Annotated in this window: 24 protein-coding genes and 1 tRNA gene; 23 read left to right on the top strand and 2 right to left on the bottom strand. The window is 63.2% G+C overall.

Going from position 1 to position 21,698, the window contains the following annotated elements:
• The first annotated feature begins 130 nt into the window (after positions 1 to 130).
• The 4 genes from QJT82_RS09770 to QJT82_RS09755 are packed head-to-tail and all read left to right on the top strand — an operon-like array spanning position 131 to position 3,249.
• Complete coding sequence (locus QJT82_RS09770) at positions 131 to 688, top strand: MarR family transcriptional regulator (protein WP_028339207.1); 558 nt, start codon at positions 131 to 133, stop codon at positions 686 to 688.
• A gap of 26 nt (positions 689 to 714) precedes the next feature.
• Complete coding sequence (locus tag QJT82_RS09765) at positions 715 to 1,380, top strand: DUF4166 domain-containing protein (protein ID WP_028339206.1); 666 nt, start codon at positions 715 to 717, stop codon at positions 1,378 to 1,380.
• Positions 1,377 to 2,813, top strand: coding sequence for a TIGR01777 family oxidoreductase (locus tag QJT82_RS09760; RefSeq protein ID WP_028339205.1), 1,437 nt, complete (start codon positions 1,377 to 1,379; stop codon positions 2,811 to 2,813). Before QJT82_RS09765 ends, QJT82_RS09760 begins: the two co-directional genes overlap by 4 nt.
• Before the next feature lie 10 nt (positions 2,814 to 2,823).
• A complete protein-coding gene (locus QJT82_RS09755) occupies positions 2,824 to 3,249 on the top strand; it encodes a hypothetical protein (protein WP_028339204.1) in 426 nt (141 codons plus the stop codon).
• A gap of 18 nt (positions 3,250 to 3,267) precedes the next feature.
• On the opposite strand, the gene QJT82_RS09750 is transcribed toward QJT82_RS09755, so the two are convergent.
• A complete protein-coding gene (locus tag QJT82_RS09750; RefSeq protein ID WP_028339203.1) occupies positions 3,268 to 4,125 on the bottom strand; it encodes a LysR family transcriptional regulator in 858 nt (285 codons plus the stop codon).
• Positions 4,126 to 4,240: 115 nt separating this feature from the next.
• Between QJT82_RS09750 and QJT82_RS09745 the strand changes: the two genes are divergently transcribed.
• The gene (locus QJT82_RS09745; RefSeq protein ID WP_028339202.1) at positions 4,241 to 4,666 is read left to right on the top strand and encodes a 4-oxalocrotonate tautomerase family protein; all 426 of its coding nucleotides are present in this window, start codon (positions 4,241 to 4,243) and stop codon (positions 4,664 to 4,666) included.
• 3 nt (positions 4,667 to 4,669) lie between these two features.
• Here QJT82_RS09745 and lipB read toward each other — a convergent pair whose 3' ends face one another.
• Complete coding sequence (lipB, locus tag QJT82_RS09740) at positions 4,670 to 5,398, bottom strand: lipoyl(octanoyl) transferase LipB (RefSeq protein ID WP_028339201.1); 729 nt, start codon at positions 5,396 to 5,398, stop codon at positions 4,670 to 4,672.
• 60 nt (positions 5,399 to 5,458) lie between these two features.
• Between lipB and QJT82_RS09735 the strand changes: the two genes are divergently transcribed.
• From QJT82_RS09735 to clpB, 18 genes are all read left to right on the top strand, one after another.
• Positions 5,459 to 5,704: a FliM/FliN family flagellar motor switch protein gene (locus tag QJT82_RS09735; protein WP_021080574.1), complete on the top strand. Its 246-nt coding sequence runs from the start codon at positions 5,459 to 5,461 to the stop codon at positions 5,702 to 5,704.
• A 93-nt stretch (positions 5,705 to 5,797) separates the two neighbouring features.
• Positions 5,798 to 5,882: transfer RNA gene (locus tag QJT82_RS09730), tRNA-Leu, on the top strand.
• 378 nt (positions 5,883 to 6,260) lie between these two features.
• Entirely contained in the window at positions 6,261 to 6,425 is a 165-nt protein-coding gene (locus QJT82_RS09725) for a hypothetical protein (RefSeq protein ID WP_196238126.1), read from the top strand.
• Positions 6,426 to 6,781: 356 nt separating this feature from the next.
• Positions 6,782 to 7,345 carry an HdeD family acid-resistance protein gene (locus tag QJT82_RS09720; protein WP_264641798.1) on the top strand — a complete coding sequence of 188 codons (564 nt, stop codon included), beginning with the start codon at positions 6,782 to 6,784 and terminating at the stop codon, positions 7,343 to 7,345.
• A gap of 136 nt (positions 7,346 to 7,481) precedes the next feature.
• On the top strand, positions 7,482 to 8,021 hold the full coding sequence (gene grpE, locus QJT82_RS09715; RefSeq protein WP_245288650.1) for a nucleotide exchange factor GrpE: 540 nt from the start codon (positions 7,482 to 7,484) through the stop codon (positions 8,019 to 8,021).
• A gap of 176 nt (positions 8,022 to 8,197) precedes the next feature.
• Positions 8,198 to 8,791, top strand: a complete 594-nt coding sequence (locus QJT82_RS09710; protein ID WP_259266156.1) for an Hsp20/alpha crystallin family protein — start codon at positions 8,198 to 8,200, stop codon at positions 8,789 to 8,791.
• A gap of 196 nt (positions 8,792 to 8,987) precedes the next feature.
• A complete protein-coding gene (gene dnaK / locus QJT82_RS09705) occupies positions 8,988 to 10,883 on the top strand; it encodes a molecular chaperone DnaK (RefSeq protein ID WP_028339199.1) in 1,896 nt (631 codons plus the stop codon).
• Positions 10,884 to 11,074: 191 nt separating this feature from the next.
• Positions 11,075 to 11,527, top strand: a complete 453-nt coding sequence (locus QJT82_RS09700) for a DUF992 domain-containing protein (RefSeq protein ID WP_245288649.1) — start codon at positions 11,075 to 11,077, stop codon at positions 11,525 to 11,527.
• 84 nt (positions 11,528 to 11,611) lie between these two features.
• Entirely contained in the window at positions 11,612 to 11,794 is a 183-nt protein-coding gene (locus QJT82_RS09695) for a hypothetical protein (RefSeq protein ID WP_028339197.1), read from the top strand.
• An 89-nt stretch (positions 11,795 to 11,883) separates the two neighbouring features.
• A complete protein-coding gene (locus QJT82_RS09690) occupies positions 11,884 to 12,792 on the top strand; it encodes a DnaJ C-terminal domain-containing protein (protein ID WP_028339196.1) in 909 nt (302 codons plus the stop codon).
• Complete coding sequence (locus QJT82_RS09685; RefSeq protein WP_245288648.1) at positions 12,789 to 13,070, top strand: chaperone modulator CbpM; 282 nt, start codon at positions 12,789 to 12,791, stop codon at positions 13,068 to 13,070. The genes QJT82_RS09690 and QJT82_RS09685 overlap by 4 nt, the downstream gene beginning before the upstream one ends.
• A 135-nt stretch (positions 13,071 to 13,205) precedes the next feature.
• On the top strand, positions 13,206 to 14,594 hold the full coding sequence (locus tag QJT82_RS09680; protein WP_028339194.1) for a sigma-54 dependent transcriptional regulator: 1,389 nt from the start codon (positions 13,206 to 13,208) through the stop codon (positions 14,592 to 14,594).
• 11 nt (positions 14,595 to 14,605) lie between these two features.
• The gene (locus QJT82_RS09675; protein WP_028339193.1) at positions 14,606 to 16,609 is read left to right on the top strand and encodes a HAMP domain-containing sensor histidine kinase; all 2,004 of its coding nucleotides are present in this window, start codon (positions 14,606 to 14,608) and stop codon (positions 16,607 to 16,609) included.
• Between the two features lie 317 nt (positions 16,610 to 16,926).
• Positions 16,927 to 17,121 (top strand): hypothetical protein, encoded by a 195-nt coding sequence (locus tag QJT82_RS09670; RefSeq protein ID WP_035631049.1) that lies wholly within the window; start codon positions 16,927 to 16,929, stop codon positions 17,119 to 17,121.
• A gap of 92 nt (positions 17,122 to 17,213) precedes the next feature.
• On the top strand, positions 17,214 to 17,606 hold the full coding sequence (locus QJT82_RS09665) for a hypothetical protein (protein WP_028339192.1): 393 nt from the start codon (positions 17,214 to 17,216) through the stop codon (positions 17,604 to 17,606).
• A gap of 338 nt (positions 17,607 to 17,944) precedes the next feature.
• Positions 17,945 to 18,541, top strand: a complete 597-nt coding sequence (locus QJT82_RS09660; protein ID WP_028339191.1) for a superoxide dismutase — start codon at positions 17,945 to 17,947, stop codon at positions 18,539 to 18,541.
• A gap of 3 nt (positions 18,542 to 18,544) precedes the next feature.
• Entirely contained in the window at positions 18,545 to 18,958 is a 414-nt protein-coding gene (locus QJT82_RS09655) for a thioesterase family protein (protein ID WP_028339190.1), read from the top strand.
• A 50-nt stretch (positions 18,959 to 19,008) separates the two neighbouring features.
• Entirely contained in the window at positions 19,009 to 21,621 is a 2,613-nt protein-coding gene (clpB, locus tag QJT82_RS09650) for an ATP-dependent chaperone ClpB (protein WP_028339189.1), read from the top strand.
• Positions 21,622 to 21,698: the final 77 nt, after the last annotated feature.

Raw genomic sequence — 21,698 nt, 5'->3', positions numbered from 1 at the left:
CTCCTCACCTGTGACGAACGGCATTTGCCGGGGCGTCGGATAGGTCAGGAGACCTGCCATGTCGCCCGCGTCTTCGTAGGGCCGCGCCACCAGCCTTGACTTCTGCTCCGAACGGTCTGATATTTCTGTTATGACAGAAATATCCGCCAAGAAAAAACTTCCTGCCGTCGTCGAGCGCTTCATCCTGCATTGGGGCGACATGGGCGACGAATGGGGCGTCAACCGCTCGGTCAGCCAGATCCACGGGCTGCTCTACCTCGCCGAAGCGCCGATGACGGCGGAGGACATCGCCGACACCCTCGGCATGGCGCGCTCCAACGTCTCCAACTCGATCAAGGAGCTGTTGTCCTGGGGATTGATCCGGCGGGTGCCGATCCTTGGCGACCGCCGCGACCACTTCGAGGCCGAGACCGACATCTGGGAGGTCGCGGCCAAGATCGCGGCGGGACGCAAGGAGCGCGAGATTGATCCCGCGCTCGCAGCGCTGCGCGCCTGCGTCTCCGACGCGGCCGACGATCCGGCGATCAGCCCGCTCGCGAGCAAGCGGCTCAAGGAGATGCTGACATTCACCGAGCTGGTCGACCGCTGGTACACGCAGATGCTGAACGTGCCGCGGCCGCGCCTGGTCGCGCTGATCAAGCTCGGCGAGAAAATCGTGAGTTTCCTGCCCACGGGCAGGGCCAAATAAAGGCGGCGGTGTAACGGGAGTGTGCGATGGCGTCAGCAAGGATATCCACCTTAAAGACAGCGCCGACTTCCGATACAAAGCTGCTTGACGACCATCGCTTCCGCGCCTTGCTGTCGGACGAGGATTGGGGCCGCCTGCCGGTTGCGATCTGGCGGCGCTTCTCGAAACGGTTCGAGGACGGCAACACCGTCGTCTATGTCGGCGAGGTCGAGGAGGCGGCGTGCAGCCGCATCGGCTGGTGGCTGGCGCAGGCAGCGCGGCTGATCGGCGGACCGTTCCCGACCGGCACCGAAACGCGCGTGCCGATGATCGTCACCGTTACCGAGGACGCCGCAAGCGGCGGCCAGGTCTGGACCCGCATCTGCGCGCGCCGCGACGGCTTCCCGCAGGTGATTCATTCCGCCAAGCGTTTTGCAGGATCGACCGGGCTCGAGGAGTATGTCGGCTTCGGCGTCAGCATGGCGCTGCGGATCGCGGTCGAGCACGAGGCGCTGGTGTTTCGCAGCGTCGGCTATTCGCTGCAGCTCGGCCCGTTTCGGATGCCGCTGCCCGAATGGCTCACGCCCGGCGATCTCACCGTAACCCATTCCGATCTCGGCTGCGGCGACTTCCGCTTCACGCTGGAGATCATCCACCCGCGTTTCGGTCGGCTGATCCGTCAGTCCGCTGTGTTCAGGGAGGCCACGCCATGACGCCGCTGCTTTGGACGCTTGTCGCCATCCAGATTGCGATGGGCGCATTCGATACGTTCTATCACCACGAATTCACCGAGCGGCTGGCCTGGCGTCCCTCGCAGCGCCACGAGCTCCAGCTGCACAGCGTGCGCAACATGCTCTATGCGCTGCTGTTCCTCGTGCTCGGCTGGCTGGAGGTGCACGGCATTCTTGCGATCGCCATCATGGCCGTGCTCGTCGTCGAGGTCGTCATCACCTTGATGGATTTCGTCGAGGAGGATCTGAGCCGAAAGCTGCCGCCGAGCGAGCGGATCAATCACACGCTGCTGGCGATCAATTACGGCGCCATCCTCGTGCTGCTGGTGCCGGTCCTGATCGGCTGGGCGATGCTGCCGACCGCCGTCGCGCCGGCCTATGCGGGTCCGTTAAGTCTGTTCGCGACGGCTGCGGCCTTCGGCGCCGCGCTGTTCGGCGCGCGCGACTTTGCCGCCGCCAGACGCCTCGGACGGATGGCCAGCGTGCCGGCCGCGACGCTGGTCGAGAAATTGCCGACGCGGCAGACCGTGCTCGTCACCGGCGCGACCGGCTTCATCGGCAGCCGCCTGGTCGCGAGCCTCACCGCATCCGGCCATCAGGTGATTGCGTTGATCCGCAATCCGGCAAAGGCCGACATGCTGATGCCGCCGGTGACGCTGATCACGAGCCTCGACCAATTGCCCGCCGACTCCGGGATCGACGCCATCGTCAATCTCGCGGGCGAGCCGATCGGCAACGGCCTGTGGACCGAGGCCAAGCGCCGCAAGATCATCGCCTCACGGATCGACATGACGTCTGACGTGATCAAGCTGATCGCGCGCCTCGAACGCAAGCCGTCGGTACTCGTGAGCGGCTCCGCGATCGGCTGGTACGGACTCTGGCAGGACCAGGTGCTGACGGAGTCGGCGAAATCCCACGCCTGCTTCAGTCACGAATTGTGCGAGGCCTGGGAGAATGCGGCGAAGCCGGCTGCGGATCACGGCGTGCGCGTGGCATATTTGCGGATCGGTCTCGTGGTCGGCACCGACGGCGGCTTCATCACGCGGATGCTGACGCCGTTCGAGTTCGGTCTCGGCGGCCCGCTCGGCTCGGGCAAGCAGTGGATGTCGTGGATCGAGCGCGACGACCTCGTGCGTCTGATCGCGCATGTGATTGCGAGACCTGAGCTGTCCGGTCCTGTCAACGCGACCGCGCCGATCCCGGTGACCAACACGAAATTCACCGAGGAGCTCGGACGCCGTCTGCACCGGCCGGCGATCTTCCGCGTGCCGGCGGCGCTGCTTCGCGCCGTCGGCGGCGACTTCGCCGACGAGCTCTTGCTCGGCGGCCAGCGCGTGCTGCCGAACAAGGCGCTGAGCAACGGCTTTGTGTTCCGGCACGAAACCTTGCGCAGCGCGTTCGATGCGATCTTGTGAGGAGGCCTGGATGTGCAGCACCTGTTCCCGTGCATTCGGAGGTTGGCTTGCGGGCTGTGGCGCCGCGACCGCGGTGATTTCCGCCGTCGGTCAGACCATTCTGATGATGACGTCGCACGGCGATGTCGCGCGGCTGCTCTACGGCATTGTCGTGATGCTGCTTCCGTCGGCCGCGATCTTCGTCATCACTTGTCTGCTCACAGCAATTCCAACTGCGATCGTCGTCTGGTTCACTCAGGAGTTCCATATCCGAGCCGCGGGATTTTTCGCCTGCGCAGGCGCGGCGATCGGTGCGTTGAGCATCAGTGTCCTTCTACGATCCCCGGCTGTCTGGACATCCGGACTGGTTTGCCTGTTCGTCGTGGCCGGGTTTGTCGCCGGCCTGACCTACTGGTTCGTCATGTCCGAACTGGCGACAGGCGAAGACTCGATGTGAACCGCTACGATGTTCAACCTATGCCGCAGACGCCACGCTCCGAAACGTTGCAGCCAGCGTCCTGAGTGCCGCGAGCTTGGCGGGATCGCCGACTTTCGAATGCAGCATCACCTTCGATGTGCCGAGCCGCGGTAGCTTGTGGGCAGGGCCGATATCGACCAGGCCCGGCGGCGCGATGCGGCGGACCAGGGGTGCAACGGCAAGCCCTGCAAGCGCGGCCGCCACCACCGCGGTGACGCCGCCGCCGACGAAGCTTTCGGTCCAGGCGATAGCGGCCTTGTCGAGCGCGCGCACGGCGAGGGCGCGCACGCCGCAGGGCGGCGCCAGCGTTGCCAGCGGCAGCGCATCGCCGCGCGGCCAGACGAAGCGTTTGGCGGCGAACCAGCCGAATTCGTCCTCGGTCAGCTTCTCGCCGCCGCGCCGGCTGCCTTCCTGGCGCACGATCACGGCGTCAAGCTCGCCAGCATCGTAGGTATCGAGCATTTCGCGGGAGAAGCCGATGGTCACGGAGAGGGCAAGCTGGGAGGCCGTCGCGTGCAGCCGCTCCAGCAGCGGCACCAGCTCCGGGCCCGCGGCGTGATCGCTGATCCCGAGCGTGAGCTGCTGGCGCGCCGGTGTCTCGCCGGCCAGCGCGCGATCATGCACCTCGATCAGCGCGCGGGCGTGCTGCAGGAACGCCACGCCGTCGGCGGTCAGCCGCACCGCGCGCGGCGAGCGCTCGACCAGCCGCTTGCCCAGCACCGTTTCGAGCCGCTGCAACTTCATGCTGATCGCCGCTTGCGTGGTGCCAAGCGCCTCGGCGGCGCGGGTGAAGCCTTGAAGCTCGGCGACGAGGAGGAAGGCCTGCACGGTGTCGATATCGAGCGTGGTTGTCATGATCAATGATCGTTATCATTGCTATCTAAATAGATAAGATACCAAGATGATGCGCGAAGGTCTAGCTAGAAGAGGCGCGATTGACCCGCGCCAACCGGATTCAAGGAGACCGATCATGCCGCTCATCACCGTCACCTACGCGACCTCGCGCGAGAGGCCGTCGCTGAAGTCCGACATCGCCGCCGCCGTGTCGGACCTGACCGCACGGATTCTGCACAAAGATCCCAAGGTCACTGCGATCATTGTGAAGTGCGCCGATGCCGCCGACTGGTTCGCGGGCGGCAAGCCGCTCGCCGAGCACGGGCTCGCGAGCTACTGGCTCGACATCCACGTCACCGAGGGCACCAACACCAAGGACGAGAAGGCGGCCTATCTCGCGGCGCTGTTCAAGCGGATGGAGGAATTGCTCGGGCCGCTGCACACCGAGAGCTACGCCCATGTCGACGAGGTGAAGGGCGACGCCTATGGTTTCGGCGGCCTCACCCAGGAGCGCCGCTACATCGCCGGCAAGCTCGAGGTAGCGCCGCAGAAGGCGGCGTGAAGCCTATGACGTCGCTTCCGGCAGGCGCGCTGCGGTGTCGCCGAACACCTCGGAAAAGGCCTGCCGGAGTGCGATGTCGACATCGGCCATCGTGACCGGCAGCCCGAGATCGACCAGTGAGGTGACGCCGTAGCGCGGATCGACCACGCCGCAGGGCACGATGGCCTGGAAGTGGGAGAGGTCGGGCTCGACATTGATCGCGATGCCGTGGAACGAGACCCAGCGGCGCAGCCGCACGCCGATCGCGGCGATCTTGTCCTCATGGCCCTCGCCCTTGTCCGGGCGCCGCACCCAGACCCCGACGCGGTCCTCGCGGCGCTCGCCGCGGACGTTGAAGGCGGCCAGCGTGCGGATGATCCATTCTTCCAGCGAAGCGACATAGGCGCGCACATCGGGCCGGCGCCGCTTGAGGTCGAGCATCACATAGGCGACGCGCTGGCCCGGGCCATGATAGGTGACCTGGCCGCCGCGGCCGCTCTGGAAGGTCGGAAAGCGCGGCGCGAGCAAATCGTCGGCCTTGCCACTGGTGCCGGAGGTATAGAGCGGCGGGTGCTCCAGCAGCCATACCAGTTCGGGGGCCGAGCCCGCCGCTATCTTCGCCACCCGGTCGTCCATGGCGGCGAGCGAATCGGGGTAGGGCACCGCGCGGTCCGAAATCCGCCATTCGACCGCGCGGTCGCCCGAAGGGCGCGCAAAGGTCGTCAAATCGAGGCTCTGGCGGTCGTTAACCATTAGCTAACCCTAACGTGGTCAAGTGAACCCACAATCTAGTTCCAGTTCGGCGGTTCAGAAGTGCCCACCCTCGATAAAGTCAGCGTTGATCTCATGGTGGTCCTTGGCACCACCACGATGCCGATTCACCAGGTCATGCGCCTATCCCGCGGCGCCATCATCGAACTGGATGCCACGGAGGCCGACGAGGTCAAGATCCTCGCCAACAACCTGCCGGTGGCCAGCGGGGTGGTCCTGGTCGACCGCAACCGGATTGCGGTCGAGGTCAAGCAAATGCTGCCGAAATCTCCCGGCGTTCGCAGTTAATTCCCGCATTAATCGCCTTGTCCCTGCATCCGTGATTTGTTACATGGCCCCGTCGATCCGGCGGTGCCTTCGGGGTTCCATCCGGTATCCCAAGCGCTCGTGGCGGAATTGGTAGACGCGCTGCCTTGAGGTGGCAGTGGGTAACACCGTGGGGGTTCGAGTCCCTCCGAGCGCACCATAGGCAATAAGCCATTGATAGGAATAAGGTTTTCGCAATGGCCTGCTCCCACATTGTTACCCGGCAAAATTCGTAGTTACTTGTTGCCAATCTCCAGTTTTGATCTGGCAAGCGCTGTCCTTGTCGTCTCATCCGTTTTTTTGAGCCAAGGTCCAGCGAAGGAAACCACTACTTCCTCACGAGAGTGCTGTAGTGCAGCCCAGCGTAGGAATCGGCGGGGCCGTCTCTCGTTCGGGAGCGCGACGCGGTCTTCCCGGATTGACATGCGCAGGGTGCCGTCGACGGATGCCCAATGACGCTCTTGCGGATGTGCGGAGTTGCCAAAGGAACGAATGGGGTGCGCATCAGGTGCAATTCCGGTCACCCTGGTCTCTGTCCATGAAGAAAAAATTCGATCCCGCCCCCGTCGATAAGCTCGCGGTAGATCCCAAGACGGCGATCGAGGCGGATATGAAAATGACCCGGCTCGAAGAAGGCCTCGAAGAGACTTTTCCGGCCTCCGATCCTGTGAGCGAAACTCAGCCGAAGCCCTCGAAAGACTGACCGTTGAGACACCTTAGGGGGTAGCCGACCTCTCTTCAGCCTGGCCAAGTGCCGGGATGGCTGCACATGCCCCCTAAGCTGCCGATGACCAAGCCATCGCCGCTCTTCGTCATCGAGATGCAACGCATGCGCTTCCCCAGCGGCGGCGTTCCCTCGACATTCTGTCCGGTGGCGCGCGGACAAATTGTCCTTCTTGCATGCGGTCGAACCACCAAGCGTCTGACATAACGTGGTTTCCTGATTGGCATGCCTGTTGCTCTGGTGTGCGGTGGCGAGTGTGCTGTGGCGCCTTCACGCCGGAGTGCCGGTTGCACACGGCTGAAGCGAGCTCGCCGGTTCGAATTCCGGAGGCTCCGATGACAACCACCAATCATACGTCCATGCTGTCTCGCGCATTTGCGGACGTGCACGCCAAGTGGGGCTGGTTCGTCGGCCTCGGGCTCCTTTTCATTGTCCTGGGCGCTGTCGCGGCCGGCAACCTGCTGCTGGCTACCATCGTGACGGTCTTCTACGTGAGCGCGGGAATGATCGTAGCGGGCGCCATGCAGATCGTGCAGGCGTTCCGCGTGAAGAACTGGGGCGGCTTCCTGTGGTGGATGATCAGTGGCGTCCTCTACGCGGCCGCTGGCGTCGTGACATCGATGAATCCGCTGCTTGCCTCGGTGTTTCTGACGCTGATGCTGGCGCTGCTCACGCTTGCGGCGGGCATCGCCCGCCTCTGGCTCGGATTCCAGACGCGAACCGACCACGGCTGGGGCTGGATCGTTGCCTCGGGTGTCGTCACCGCGATCGCAGGGCTGGTTTTCCTGCTTGGCTGGCCGGTCAACAGTCTGTGGTTGCTCGGTCTTGTTCTGGCGATCGATCTCGTTTTTCAGGGCTGCGCGCTGGTCGGTGTCGGCCTGCGGTTTCGCGCGGCCTAGCGGGCTCCACTAGGTGAACAGGACAGGGAAACGCTGTCCGCTTGCGAGGGAGGACTAGATGACGGAGCGAAAATGGCCACCCGACGACGATCCGCATGGACACGGCCCGGCAAGTTCGGCTCACACGCTGCCAACCGTGAGCGATGCCCTGCCTGACCCTGGGGACGCTGCGGATTTCGGGAGAGCCGTAGCAACCGATCGTTCGTCGGAGGATCGCACCCAGCTCCTCGCTGAGAATGCCGAGCTCAAGGACCGCTTGCTGCGCGCATTGGCCGAGGTCGAGAACACGCGTCGCCGCGCCGAGCGCGATCTCGACAACATGCGTCAGTACGGGATCACGAAATTTGCCGGCGACATACTCCACGTGGCCGATAACCTGGAGCGTGCCATTGCCAGCATTCCCGATAGTGTCCGGGAGCGGGAGGGGGCGCTGAAGACGCTGGTCGAAGGTGTCGGCCTCACCGAGAAGGAGTTGCTGCGCGTGCTGGAAAAGCACGGCATCACGAAGCTCGATCCCGTCGGCGAACGGTTCGATCCTAATTTCCACGAGGCGTTGTTCGAGGTGCCGGATCCGTCCGTGCCGCGCGGCACTGTGATGAAGGTTCTGCAACCGGGTTACGCGATCGGCGCCCGCGCATTGCGTCCCGCGAAGGTCGGCATCGCGAGCGGAGCATGAAATGCCATCCCGCTTCATCGACAACTTGTCCCGTGCAGCCGAGACAAAATGTCCGCCGTCGCGATCGATGCACTTCTAAGTCGTTGTTACCGTTGGCTGTCGGGGATGGCATGCCTGTTGCAATGAAGAGCCCGAGTTTCGAAAGGAAGAGCCCGTCGTCGCACAGGGAGAGAATGATGGCGCCGAATTCCACCGCACCTGTTCGATCGGGCAATCCGATTCAGCGTGATATCGAAGCTCCCTTCCATTCGCTCCATCACGAGATCAATCGTCTGTTCGGCGAGGTCTTCCTGCATGGTCATCTTCATCGCCAATCGCATCTCAGTGGCGATCGGCAGGGTCCCTTCATGCCCAGCATCAATGTGAGCGAGACCGACGGTGAAATGCGGATCAGTGCCGACCTTCCCGGTGTGAGGGCGGAGGACATCGACGTTACGCTCGTCGATGACATCCTCACCATTCGCGCGGAGAAGACGCTGGACAGGGCGGACGACAAGGAGAGCTTCCACATCCTCGAGCGCTCCCACGGCACATTGCTCCGCACGTTGCGCCTGCCTTATTCGGTCGACACAGACAAGATGAAGGCCGACTTCGACAATGGAGTTCTGATTGTGGCATTGCCGATCAACAGGGACAAGGAACGCGCCCGCAGAATACCCGTTCAAGTTGCCGCCCAGGGCGGCGCGCCGACGACGCCGGACCGGAACAAAGCCGGAGCGGCCGCACCGGAAGAGGCGTACAATGCCAATCCGAAGCCGAAGGCGTCATGAGACGTACATCGTGCTGGAGATCGAACAGGTCTGCGCCAGGCCTTGCTGGCCGTTGCGCCGCCCATATCGACGAACGACACGCACACGCATTGGACGCCGATAGCTTCGACACGCCGACCTGGTGGTCAGGGAAGCATTCTACACCGGTTCGGTGAACGACAGCGAAGAGAAACAAGCGAAACAGGAGGGTGCGACAGTGGGAAAAGTAATCGGTATTGATCTCGGAACGACGAACTCCTGCGTTGCCGTCATGGACGGCAAGAACCCGCGCATCATTGAGAATGCCGAGGGAATGCGCACAACACCGTCGGTCGTGGCGTTCACGAGCGACGGCGAGCGCCTTGTGGGTCAGCCCGCGCGCCGCCAGGCCGTGACAAATCCCACCAACACCATCTTCGCGGTGAAGCGCCTGATCGGCCGTCGGTATGACGATCCGATGGTCGAGAAGGACAAGAAGCTCGTTCCCTACACGATCATCAAGGCTTCGAACGGCGATGCCTGGGTCGAGGCCGGCGGGAAGTCCTATTCGCCGTCGCAGATATCGGCGTTCATCCTGCAGAAGATGAAGGAGACCGCCGAGGCTAACCTTGGTGAGAAGATCACGCAGGCGGTCATCACCGTCCCCGCCTATTTCAACGACGCGCAGCGGCAGGCGACCAAGGATGCCGGCAAGATCGCAGGCCTGGAGGTGCTGCGCATCATCAACGAGCCGACGGCCGCAGCGCTCGCTTATGGTCTGGAGAAGAAGAAGCAGAGCAAGATCGCGGTCTACGATCTCGGCGGCGGAACGTTCGATATCTCCATTCTCGACATCGGCGATGGCGTGTTCGAGGTTAAGGCCACCAACGGGGACACTTTCCTCGGCGGTGAGGACTTCGACATGCGGCTGGTGAACTACCTGGCCGACGAGTTCCAGAAGGAGCAGGGCATCGACCTGCGCAAGGACAATCTCGCCCTTCAGCGGCTCAAGGAGGCAGCGGAGAAGGCCAAGATCGAGCTCTCGACCACGACGCAGACCGAGATCAACCTCCCGTTCATCACGGCCGACGCAACCGGTCCCAAGCACCTTCAGGTCAAGCTGACCCGCGCGAAGTTCGAATCCCTGGTCGACGATCTCGTGCAACGGACCATCGAGCCCTGCCTCAATGCGCTCAAGGACGCCGGGCTCAAGGCCCAGGACATCGACGAGGTCGTCCTGGTCGGCGGAATGACCCGGATGCCGAAGATCCAGGAGATCGTGCAGAAGATCTTCGGCAAGGAGCCGCACAAGGGCGTCAACCCCGACGAGGTCGTTGCGATCGGCGCGGCGATCCAGGCCGGCGTGCTGCAAGGTGACGTCAAGGACGTTCTCCTGCTGGACGTCACGCCGCTGTCGCTCGGCCTCGAGACCCTGGGCGGCGTGTTTACGCGCCTGATCGAGCGAAACACTACCGTTCCGGCGAAGAAGAGCCAGGTGTTCTCGACGGCGGAAGACAATCAGAACGCGGTGACCATTCGCGTTTTCCAGGGCGAGCGCGAAATGGCCGCCGACAACAAGTTGCTCGGGCAGTTCGACCTGATGGGCATTGCCCCGGCGCCGCGCGGTGTGCCGCAGATCGAGGTCACCTTCGACATCGATGCCAACGGCATCGTCAATGTCTCGGCAAAGGACAAGGCGACCGGCAAGGAGCAGCGCATTCAGATCCAGGCGTCCGGCGGCCTGTCCGAAGCCGACATCGATCGCATGATCAAGGAGGCCGAGGCGCACGCGGTCGAGGACAAGAAGCGCAAGGAAGCCGTCGAGGCGAAGAACACCGCGGAGGCGCTGCTGCATTCGGCGGAAAAGACGGTCGTCGAGCACGGCTCGAAGCTTTCCGACACGGACCGTCGCGCGGTCGAGAACGCCATGTCGGATCTGCGCGAGGCGCTGAAAGGCGACGACGCGGCTGCGATCACCAGCAAGGCGAGCGTGCTCCAGCAGAACGTGATGAAGTTGGGTGAGGCCATCCGTGCCGCGCCGCATGGGGCGCCCGGCGCGGGCCCGGGCCGGGATGACAACGTCGTCGATGCCGAATTTACCGAGATCGGTGACGATGAGAAAAAGTCGATGTAGCGCAGCCGCCGAATCCGTCCCGGCATGCGCAGGAAATGATGCCACTTGGTCCGGGCGACGTGCGTTGCCCGGACCCTTCTACCGGTTCACTCAAACTCTGTCCGTGATGCCCAACAGGCATCGTCTTTCAACTCACAAGGGGGTTCTTTATGCGTCGTCACCGGAGTCTTTCAATCGCCATCGTCGCCGCAATGTTGAGCGCGCTCGTGTCGCCCGGTCACGCGCAGCAACCGGCACCGGCACAGAAGGTACAAGTTGGCGTGCTCGAATGTCTCGGTGGCGCGACCGTCGGGTTCCTGGTCGGAGCCGTGGTCAACCTTCGATGTGTCCTGCGGATCAACGGACTGCCGGAGGACTACTACGTTGCGACAATGCGGAAGCTCGGCCTCGATATCGGCTTCACGGAGAACACTGCGCTGGCCTGGAACGTGTTCGCGCCCGTGGTGCAGCCCGGTCGCGGCGACCTTGCCGGCACCTATGTCGGGGTCGACGCCATGGCAGCGGCCGTAGTTGGGGTGGGCGGAAACGTGCTGCTCGGTGGTTCGAACAACAGCATCGCCCTGCAGCCGATCAGTGTTCAGGCCACCACCGGCGTGATCATTGCCGCCGGGGTCGAGAGCCTCACCCTGCAACCGGGGCGATGACGCGGGAGCGGTGTGCTGATGAGCCGTTCGGTCTCCTGAATCGAAGCCCGGCCACAGGGCCCCTCGCAGGATCAGGGAGCAACCATGGCAATGGATTACGGAGGCAATGGACAGCTTGACGACGGTAAGCCGCGTTTGATGGAGGATGACATCGCGCGGGCCAAGCTCGGCCCGCGGGGGGTGCCGGGCGCGCCGGACCCGGCGCGGATGACGCCGCAGCAGGCCAAGAACTATCCGAGATATGTGGACCCGGGCCATGTCGAATAGCTTCAACCTGCCGTCGAACGGCGTCGCGCCTCGCAAGCGCCTCGGTCACGGGAGCCTGATGTCTTGTTGCCGATGCCAGGAGAGCTGACGTGGCGACCAATCCATACGATGTGCTCGGCGTCTCGTCATCGGCTTCAGCCGCCGACATTCAGAAGGCGTATCGCAAGCTGGCGAAGAAGCTTCATCCGGATCTCAACCCCGGCGACAAGAAGGCCGAAGAGAAGTTCAAGGAAGTTGCGGGCGCCTATGATCTGCTTGGCGATGCCGAGAAGCGCAAGCGGTTTGACAATGGCGAGATCGACGGGTCGGGTGCGGAGCAGCCGCAGCATCATTACTATCGGGATTTCGCCAGCGCGGACCATGGCCATCCGTACAGCAGCGGTGCTGGCTTCGCCGATTTCATGGACGGCGAGGATCCCTTCGCCGAGCTGCTCAAGCGCAGTCAGCGGGCACGCGCGAACCGTCGCGGCGCAGATTTGCATTATCGGCTCGCGATCGATTTTGTCGATTCGATCACGGGTAGCAACAAGCGCATATCCTTGCCGGACGGCGGTGCATTGGACGTCAAGATCCCGCCCGGGCTGGTCGACGGCCAGGTCCTGCGTCTGAAGGGCAAGGGTGCGCCCGGCACCGGCAAGGGCGGGCCCGGCGATGCGCTGATCGATGTGGAAGTCCTGCCCGACCGGCGCTTCACGCGCGACGGCGACAACATCTCGCTGGAATTGCCGATCTCGCTGTCCGAAGCCGTCCTGGGCGGGCGGGTGCGCGTCCCGACGCCGACCGGCGAAGTGACCATGTCGGTCCCAAAGGGATCGAATACCGGGACGACGCTTCGCCTGCGCGGAAAGGGGGCGCCGCGTCACGGCGGCGGCAGCGGCGATGAGCTCGTGAAGCTGAAGATCGTCCTGCCGAATTCGCCGGACCCGGAGCTCGAGGCATTCGTATCAGGATGGGGCAAGGGCAAGGAATTCAACCCGCGCGAAGGCGGTGCATCATGATCATGAACAGGCAGGAGTTTCTGATCGCGTCCGGTGTCCGGGTACAGACCCTGGAATTCTGGCTCGAGCAGGAATGGCTGATCCCTGAGGGGACCGTCGCCGGGATGACATTCACCGAGGGCGACGTCGCCCGCGCGCGCTTCATTCAGGATCTCGCGGCTGGCATGGGCGTCAACGACGAAGGCATCGATGTGGTGCTTCATCTCGTCGACCAGCTGCATGGCATGCGGCGGGTGCTTGCGCGGTTGCATGATGAGGTCAGCGGAGAGTCGACCTAGTCTTCGCTGTGGCCCGGCAACCGGAATTCGGGCCGGCGCCTGCGTGCGATCGCGTTCAAACGAGTCCTGCGCGGCGATGTTGTGGTTCTCGGGCCTGCCCTGTTAGGGTGCAGGCGACGTCAGGAGAAGGGCCGAATGTCGGAGGAATCAACCCAGGAAGTTGTCGAACCCGTCGGCAGCCCGGAGTTCGGCCCCTGGCTCTCGCAGGCGTCGATACTGGTCATCGATGATGAGCCCGGTATCCGCAATTTTCTCGTCAAGATTCTGCGGCCGCGCTGCAAGCTGATCGAGGAGGCGGCCGATGCCAAGGAGGCGTCGCGCAAGCTCGACAGCCGGCATTTCGATGTGGTCATCCTCGACAACGTTATGCCCGGGAAAGCCGGCCTTGACTGGCTGGCCGAGCAACGCGCGATCGGCTTCTTCGCCGATGTGATCTTGATGACGGCCTACGCCGACCTCGATACCGCCATCGTGGCCTTGCGGGCCGGCGTTGTCGATTTCGTCATCAAGCCCTTCCGCTCCAATCAGTTGCTCAACGCCGTGGCGCGATGCCTGGATCGAACGCGGCTGCAGCGAGAGAATTACGTGCTGCGTCATGAATTGGCGTCCGCTTCGCACGAAATGTTCCTGCGTAACAAGCTGCTCGGTCAGTCGAGCGCAATCCAGCAGGTGCGCGATATCATCGCGCGCGTTGCGCCGTTGCCGACGCCAGTGTTGTTCACCGGCGAGTCAGGCACCGGCAAGGAGGTTGCCGCCCGCTCGCTGCATTCCCTCTCCAATCGCGCCGACAAGCTGTTCGTGCCGATCAATTGCGGCGCGATTCCAGCCGACATGATCGAGAGCGAATTGTTCGGACATCTCAAGGGAGCGTTCACGGGCGCGGGGCGGGCGCGCGAGGGCCTGTTCATGCATGCTCAGGGCGGGACCGTGTTTCTCGATGAGATCGGCGAACTGCCGTACACGCTTCAAAGCAAGCTGCTGCGCGTTCTCGAGGATCGCCGGGTCCGTCCCGTCGGTGCGGAACGGGAGGTCCCGTTCGATGCCCGCTTCGTCTTTGCCACCAATGCCGATCTGCCAGGCCGGGTCGAGGCCGGCAGCTTCCGCGCCGATCTCTACTTCCGAATGAATGTGATGCAAATCTGCATGCCACCGCTCCGCAACCGCGGCGAAGACGTGCTCGAGCTCGCCGCGATATTCATGCGCGATATCTCCCAGCAGCTGGGCATGCCTGCCGTGCCCATGGGCGAGCGTGTGCGCAAGGCCCTGACGCACTATGAATGGCCCGGGAACATCCGCGAGCTGCGCAATCTGATCGAGCGGACCATCATCCTCGGCACCTTCCCGGAGGATTTCGAGAGGGCCCTCGATCATGGCGACAGCGGCGGGGAGAGTCTTGCCCAGGTGGAGCGACGCCACATCCTGGCTATCCTTCGTGAGACCGGCGGAGATCGCGACGAAACTGCGCGGCGGCTCGGCATCTCGCGTAAGACGGTCGACCGCAAATGCGCAAGCTGGAAAGTATAGCTGTTCGCTCGATGAGCAATCGGCGCTCGGTTCGCTATCGATTGCTGGCGATCGCTCTCGTGCCGATGCTCGTGATCCTGCCGCTGCTGCTGGGGATCAGCATCTATCGCTGGAACGCCAAGTTCGACGAAGCGCTGATCTCGAAGGTCCATGATGACCTGACCATCGCGCATCAATATCTCGCCCGCATCATGGAGAACACGGAAGACCAATTGGCTTTCGTCACCAGCTCCGCGCGGTTTCAGCAGACCCTGCAGAAGCAGGTTGGTCATGACGGCGATCTTGCGGCGCTTCTCAGGGAAACTGCGCAAGCCCGCGGTTTTGACTTCCTCTATATCGTCGCCGACGGCGGACAGGTCGTGACAAGCGACTATCCGCTCGCATCGGCCTCCGTCCGCTGGAACTGGCCGGTCATCAGCACCGCGCTCGAAGGACGCGCAAGGACAGTCATCGACGTTTTCGAGGCGGCCGAGCTTTCGGCGATATCGCCTGATCTCGCGCGACGGGCGCGAATCGAGCTCGTTCCGACAGTCGGAAGTGCTCCGACGACCAAGACGGAGGAAACGCGCGGCCTGGTCCTGCAGTCGGCCAACCCCTTGATGCTGCCCAACGGCCGGCGAGCCGCGCTGGTCGGTGGCATCCTCTTGAATCAGAATCTCGCCTTCGTCGATACGATCAATGATCTCATCTATCACGGCCTCGGCCTGCCTCAGGAGAGCCGTGGCACCGTCACCCTGTTTCTCGACGATGTCCGCATCAGCACCAATGTGCAGCTGTTCGAGACGCAACGTGCGATCGGCACCCGGGTGTCGGCCGCAGTCCACAAGGCCGTCCTTGAGGACGGCGGCAGCTGGTTCGATAGTGCATTCGTCGTCAACGACTGGTATGTCTCGGGCTATGAGCCGCTGCTCGACAGCTACGGTCATCGGGTAGGCATGCTCTATGCCGGCTTTCTTCAAAGGCCCTTCACCGAAGCCAAGCGCCGGACGCTGCTCGAGATCGCGGTGGCTTTCCTGGTCGCGGTTGCCGCGACCGTTCCTTTGTTTCTGAGGTGGGCCGCGGCAATCTTCCGTCCTCTCGAGAGCATGACGGGTACGATTGCGCGGGTCGAACGGGGGGAGCTCGACGCCCGAACCGGGCATGCCGGCGATCAGGACGAGATCGGTCGGGTTGCGACCCACCTCGATCGGCTCCTCGATCAGCTTCACGAGCGCGATACCCAGCTGCGACAATGGAATGAGGAGCTCAATCAGCGCGTCGAGGAGCGCACCAGCAAGCTGCAACTCGCCAACCAGCAACTGGAAGCGACCACGAAGCAGCTCATCATGTCGGAAAAGCTCGCCGCGATCGGCGAAATCACCGCCGGCATCGCGCATGAGATCAACAATCCGATTGCCGTGGTGCAGGGCAATCTCGAAGTCATCCGCGACCTGATGGGGAGTAAGGTCGACGCCGCGAAGACCGAGTTCCGGCTCATCGACGAGCAGCTCCGACGGATCAGCGAGATCGTCACCAGGCTGCTTCAGTTCGCCAAGCCGCAGGAATACGCCGGCTTCATCGAGCAGTATCAGCCGGACGAGATCGTGAACGATACGCTGCCGCTGGTGCAGCACCTGCTGAACAAAACGACGATCACCGTCGACAAGGAGTATCGCGCGTCGCGCCCGATTTCGATGAACAGGACCGAGCTTCAGCAGGTGCTGGTCAATCTGATCGTCAACGCGATTCACGCCATGCCGGACGGCGGACAGCTGACGCTGCGGACCTTCGATCGCCAGGAAGGTCTGCGTCGCGGTGTCGTGATCGAGGTCGGCGACACCGGCGCCGGCATGATGCCCGATATCATGCAACGGATCTTCGATCCCTTCTTCACGACCAAGAGGCGGGAAGGCACCGGTCTCGGGCTGTCAATTAGCCAGATGCTCGTGACCCGACAAGGTGGTAGGATCTCGGTCGAAAGCGAATTGGGAAAGGGCACGACCTTTTCCGTCTGGCTGCGAGAAGCTTCTGGCTGATCGCGAGGGATGGCTCGCCCGACCTTTGAGATCGAGGCCGTCGCGGTGCAACGATTAGCCGTAGTGCAGCGTTAGACACGTGAAAGCGGCGTGGCGCGAATTGTGTCGCGCGCTGGTCCATGACAAGGAGGATTCGAACGAACGTATTTCGCCGGACAGTTTGTCTGGCCTCGCCCTGACAAATTGTCTTTATCCGGTGAGAACTGCCACGCTATGAGGCTGATTTCGTTGCCGATTCGATTTGGCACGTCAGTTGCTCGATCTCCCACGATATCGGCCGGAATCGCGATCCGTTGTCTTCAAAGGGAGTTGCCGCGATGTCACGTCACAACAAGATGCCGCCTGTCCCGCCTGCGAACCGGAGCCCGAAGGGGACCGGATCGGAACCCGACAGCAATGCCGGGCCGCAGCCGAAGGGAAAGGCGAAGAACGCGGCGGAGCAGGGCGAGACGGCCAATATTCGCGAGAACACGACGAATGCCGGGTTCTTCCATGGCCGCAGGGTCAAATAGGAATTCGGGCCCGCGCGACGCTATCCAATCAGGCGGGGACCGATAGAGCCCGGGCCGATCGGGGATTCGTTTTCACAGCTGAGGAGATCGCAATGGCTGTCGTATCGCTGAGCCAGCTCACGACCGATCTTCAATCATGCGCCGCCCAGCTCATCACGCAGGTCGGCTTCGTGCCCCAGGCGACGGACCGGCCCGTGGACGCGGGAGACCTGCTGTTCTACCTCAGCGAAACGTCGATGCCGATGGCCGCGTTCCTGCGCAAGCACGGTCTGTTCTCCGATGACGACGGCCTGCATTACGACCTCGCACAGTTCGGCGTCATCAGTGACGTGGCGACCCGGGTCATCAACGAAAGAAAGGCCGGCAATCTTGATGGCGTGTGGAGGGAATTCGATCTCTCCACGGACGACGATATGGACAATGATGGCGGCTATATCCTGACTGCGCTTGCGGCACTCGAGCTGATGTACGGGTCAGGGAAGTAGAACGGCCGGCCACGTGTTGATGCGTGTGTGCTGCTTCCGCTCACGTCGTGTGCCGCCGCAAGAACGTCTGTTCGAGCCTCGTCTGGCTGCTGCCATCTCGGACAGTTTGTCTCGCGCCGTTTCGACAAATTGTCCGATGGCATGTGCTTGTCGCTCTGTAACGCATTGATATTTCGTGCGGCTCGAGTTGGCACGTCGGTTGCTGAGGAAGTGTCCGTCGGGTCAGCGCGACCGCGGCTTGGCGGATCGCGATACGCAACTATCGGCATGAACGATCGAGCCTATGTCGCAAACACGGATGTTCGCTCGTACAGCAGATCATGAGCCGGAGAAGTCCCATGTCGTTTTCCCTTCCTGATCTACCCTATCTCCACGATGCGCTCATTCCCTACATGTCGAAGGAAACGCTCGAATATCATCACGACAAGCATCACGCGGCCTATGTCAACGCCGTCAATACGCTGATCAAGGGCACGCAATGGGAAGGCAAGAGCCTCGAGGAGGTCGTCGTCGGCTCCTTTGGCAAGAACACGCCGCTCTTCAACAATGCAAGCCAGGATCTCAACCACACCTATTTCTGGAAATGGATGAAGCCGAAGGGCGGCGGCGCGATGCCGGGCAGCCTCGAGAAGCGGATCAGCGCCGATATCGGCTCCATCGAGAAGATGCGGGACGACTTCGTGGCGGCCGGTGTCGGTCAGTTCGGCTCGGGATGGTGCTGGCTCGCGGTGAAGGATGGCAAGATCGTCGTGATGAAAACTGCGAACGGCGAAAGTCCGCTCGTGCACGGCGCCAAGCCGATTCTCGGCTGCGATGTCTGGGAGCACTCGTACTATCTCGACTATCGCAACCGCCGGCCCGATTACATCAAGGCGTTTCTCGATCACCTCGTGAACTGGGACTACGTCGAGGAACTGTTCCAGAAGGCGGTGTGAAACATGAAGCCGGTGTCTCTTGGCGCAAAGGGCCGCTTCACGCTCGACGTGAGGCCGCAGCATCTGGCCAGCCAGTTCAAGGACCCGACGCTACCGCCGGTTCTCGCGACGCCGGTGATGATCCTTGCGATGGAGAACGCAGCGCTCAACGCCATCCGGGGTTATCTCGAACCCGGTGAGGCGGCGGTTGGGATCGCCGTCGACGTCCGGCACATCGCCGCGACGCCGGCGGGACAACGGGTGACCGCGGAGGCTGAAGTCACCGGCGTCGATGGACGGCGCCTGGTCTTCGCGGTGACCGCGCAGGACGAAATCGAAGAGATCGGCAGGGGCACCCATGAGCGCATGGTGATCGATCTCGCTCGACTGGAACAGCACCTCGAGGCGAAAAGGGCGCATTCGCCGACAGGTCGATGAAATCGGAACGAGGACGGCATGCGCCGGTATTGCCAGCGTGAGGTGATTCCATGAATGTTGAGAAATATACCGATCGCGCAAGAGGTTTCATCCAGTCGGCACAATCGCTGGCGACGCGGGAAGGCAACCAGCAGTTTACGCCGCTTCACATCCTCAAGGTGCTGCTCGATGACGGCGAAGGTCTGGCGGGCGGTCTGATCGACCGCGCCGGCGGCAATTCCCGGGCGATCCTCAAGGCAACCGAAGCGGCGTTGAACAAGCTCCCGAAAGTATCGGGCGCCGGCGCGGGACAGGTCTATCTAGCGCCCGAGACCGCCCGCGTGTTCACCGCGGCGGAGCAGGCCGCGGAGAAGGCGGGAGACAGCTTCGTCACGGTCGAGCGGCTGCTTCAGGCCCTGGCTTCGGACCGCAACAGCGATGCGGCCGGGCTTCTCAGGGATGGCGGCGTCACGCCGCAAAATCTGGAAGCTGCGATCAATGCGCTGCGCAAGGGGCGCACGGCCGACAGCTCGTCGGCGGAGAACGCCTATGACGCGCTGAAGAAGTACGCCCGCGACCTGACCCAGGCCGCGCGCGACGGCAAGCTCGATCCGGTGATCGGTCGCGACGAGGAGATCCGCCGCACCATTCAGGTGCTGTCGCGCCGCACCAAGAACAACCCGGTGCTGATCGGCGAACCCGGCGTTGGCAAGACCGCGATCGTCGAGGGGCTGGCGCTGCGTATCGTCAATGGCGACGTGCCCGAGAGCCTGAGCGACAAAAAGCTGCTGGCGCTCGACCTTGGCGCGCTGATCGCCGGAGCGAAATATCGCGGCGAGTTTGAGGAGCGGCTGAAGGCGGTCCTCAGCGAGGTGACGTCGGCCGAGGGCGGCATCATCCTGTTCATCGACGAGATGCACACGCTGATCGGCGCCGGCAAGACCGACGGCGCGATGGACGCCTCCAACCTGCTCAAGCCGGCCCTGGCCCGCGGTGAGCTGCACTGCATCGGCGCCACCACGCTCGATGAGTACCGCAAGCATGTCGAGAAGGACGCGGCATTGGCGCGCCGTTTCCAGCCGGTGTTCGTGTCGGAGCCGACGGTCGAGGACACGATCTCGATTCTGCGCGGCCTCAAGGAGAAGTACGAGCTTCACCATGGCGTGCGCATCTCGGATTCGGCGCTGGTCGCGGCGGCGACGCTGTCGAACCGCTACATCACGGACCGCTTTCTGCCGGACAAGGCGATCGACCTCGTGGACGAGGCGGCCGCGCGGCTGAAGATGCAGGTCGACTCCAAGCCCGAGGAGCTCGACAACCTCGATCGCGAGATCGTCCGGCGGAAGATCGAGCAGGAGGCGCTGAAGAAGGAGAACGATGCCGGCTCGAAGAGCCGCCTGCAGACGCTGGAGACGGAATTGCACGATCTCGAGAAGAGGTCGGCCGATCTGACGTCGAAATGGCAGGCCGAGAAGGGCAAGCTATCCGACGCACAGAAGATGAAGAGCGAGCTCGAACGGCTTCGCACGGAACTCGCAAATGCACAGCGCAAGGGTGAATTCCAGAAGGCGGGTGAGCTCGCCTACGGCAGGATCCCCGAACTCGAGAAGAAGCTTGCCGCGATCGAAGCCAGCGAGAGCACGTCGATCGGCGAAACGGTGACCGCCGACAATATCGCGCAGGTGGTGTCGCGCTGGACCGGGATTCCGGTCGACAAGATGCTGGAGGGCGAAAAGGAGAAGCTGCTCCACATGGAGGAGGCGCTCGGCAAGCGCGTCGTCGGCCAGGCCGAAGCCGTGCGGGCCGTGTCGACGGCAGTACGCCGCGCGCGCGCTGGGTTGCAGGACCCCAATCGTCCGATGGGCTCGTTCATGTTCCTCGGGCCGACCGGCGTCGGCAAGACCGAGCTTGCCAAGGCCCTTGCCGAATTCCTGTTCGACGACGAGACGGCGATGGTCCGGATCGACATGTCCGAGTTCATGGAGAAGCACTCGGTCGCGCGGCTGATCGGCGCGCCGCCCGGCTATGTCGGCTATGACGAGGGCGGCGTATTGACCGAGGCGGTGCGTCGGCGGCCGTATCAGGTAGTGCTGTTCGACGAGATCGAGAAGGCGCATCCCGACGTGTTCAACGTCCTGCTGCAGGTGCTCGACGACGGACGCCTGACCGACGGCCAGGGCCGTACGGTCGATTTCCGCAATACGCTGATCATCATGACCTCGAACATCGGGGCGGAGCTGCTCGTCAACCAGGGCGAAGGCGAGAAGACCAGCGCAGTGCGGGAGCAGGTCATGACCATGGTGCGGGCGCATTTCCGGCCCGAGTTCCTCAACCGGATCGACGCCATCATTCTGTTCCACCGGCTCCAGAAGAACGAGATGGGCCGGATCGTCGAAATCCAGTTTGCACGGCTCCGACGGCTGCTGGACGATCGCAAGATCGAGTTGTCGCTCGACGCCAAGGGGCGAGACTGGCTGGCCAACAAGGGATGGGACCCGGCATACGGGGCCCGTCCGCTGAAGCGTGTCATCCAGCGCTATTTGCAGGATCCGCTGGCGGAGATGTTGCTCGCAGGCGATGTGCGCGACGGTTCGCAGGTCAAGATCTCGGCGGGCAAGGACGGCCTCACCTTCAACGGCAAGGCCGCGCCGACCGCGGACCAGGACGATGAAGTCATGATTTGAGGCCGTGATCCGAGGCTGCGGCTGCGCGCGGCATCATCGCGTTGGCCGGGCGGTCGGCAGGCCGAAGCGGGAACCGA

Source organism: Bradyrhizobium sp. Mp19, assembly GCF_029952935.1.
Taxonomy (GTDB): domain Bacteria; phylum Pseudomonadota; class Alphaproteobacteria; order Rhizobiales; family Xanthobacteraceae; genus Bradyrhizobium; species Bradyrhizobium elkanii.
Note: the sequence above shows the minus strand (reverse complement) of the source record. Positions and strands in the feature narration are given on the sequence as shown.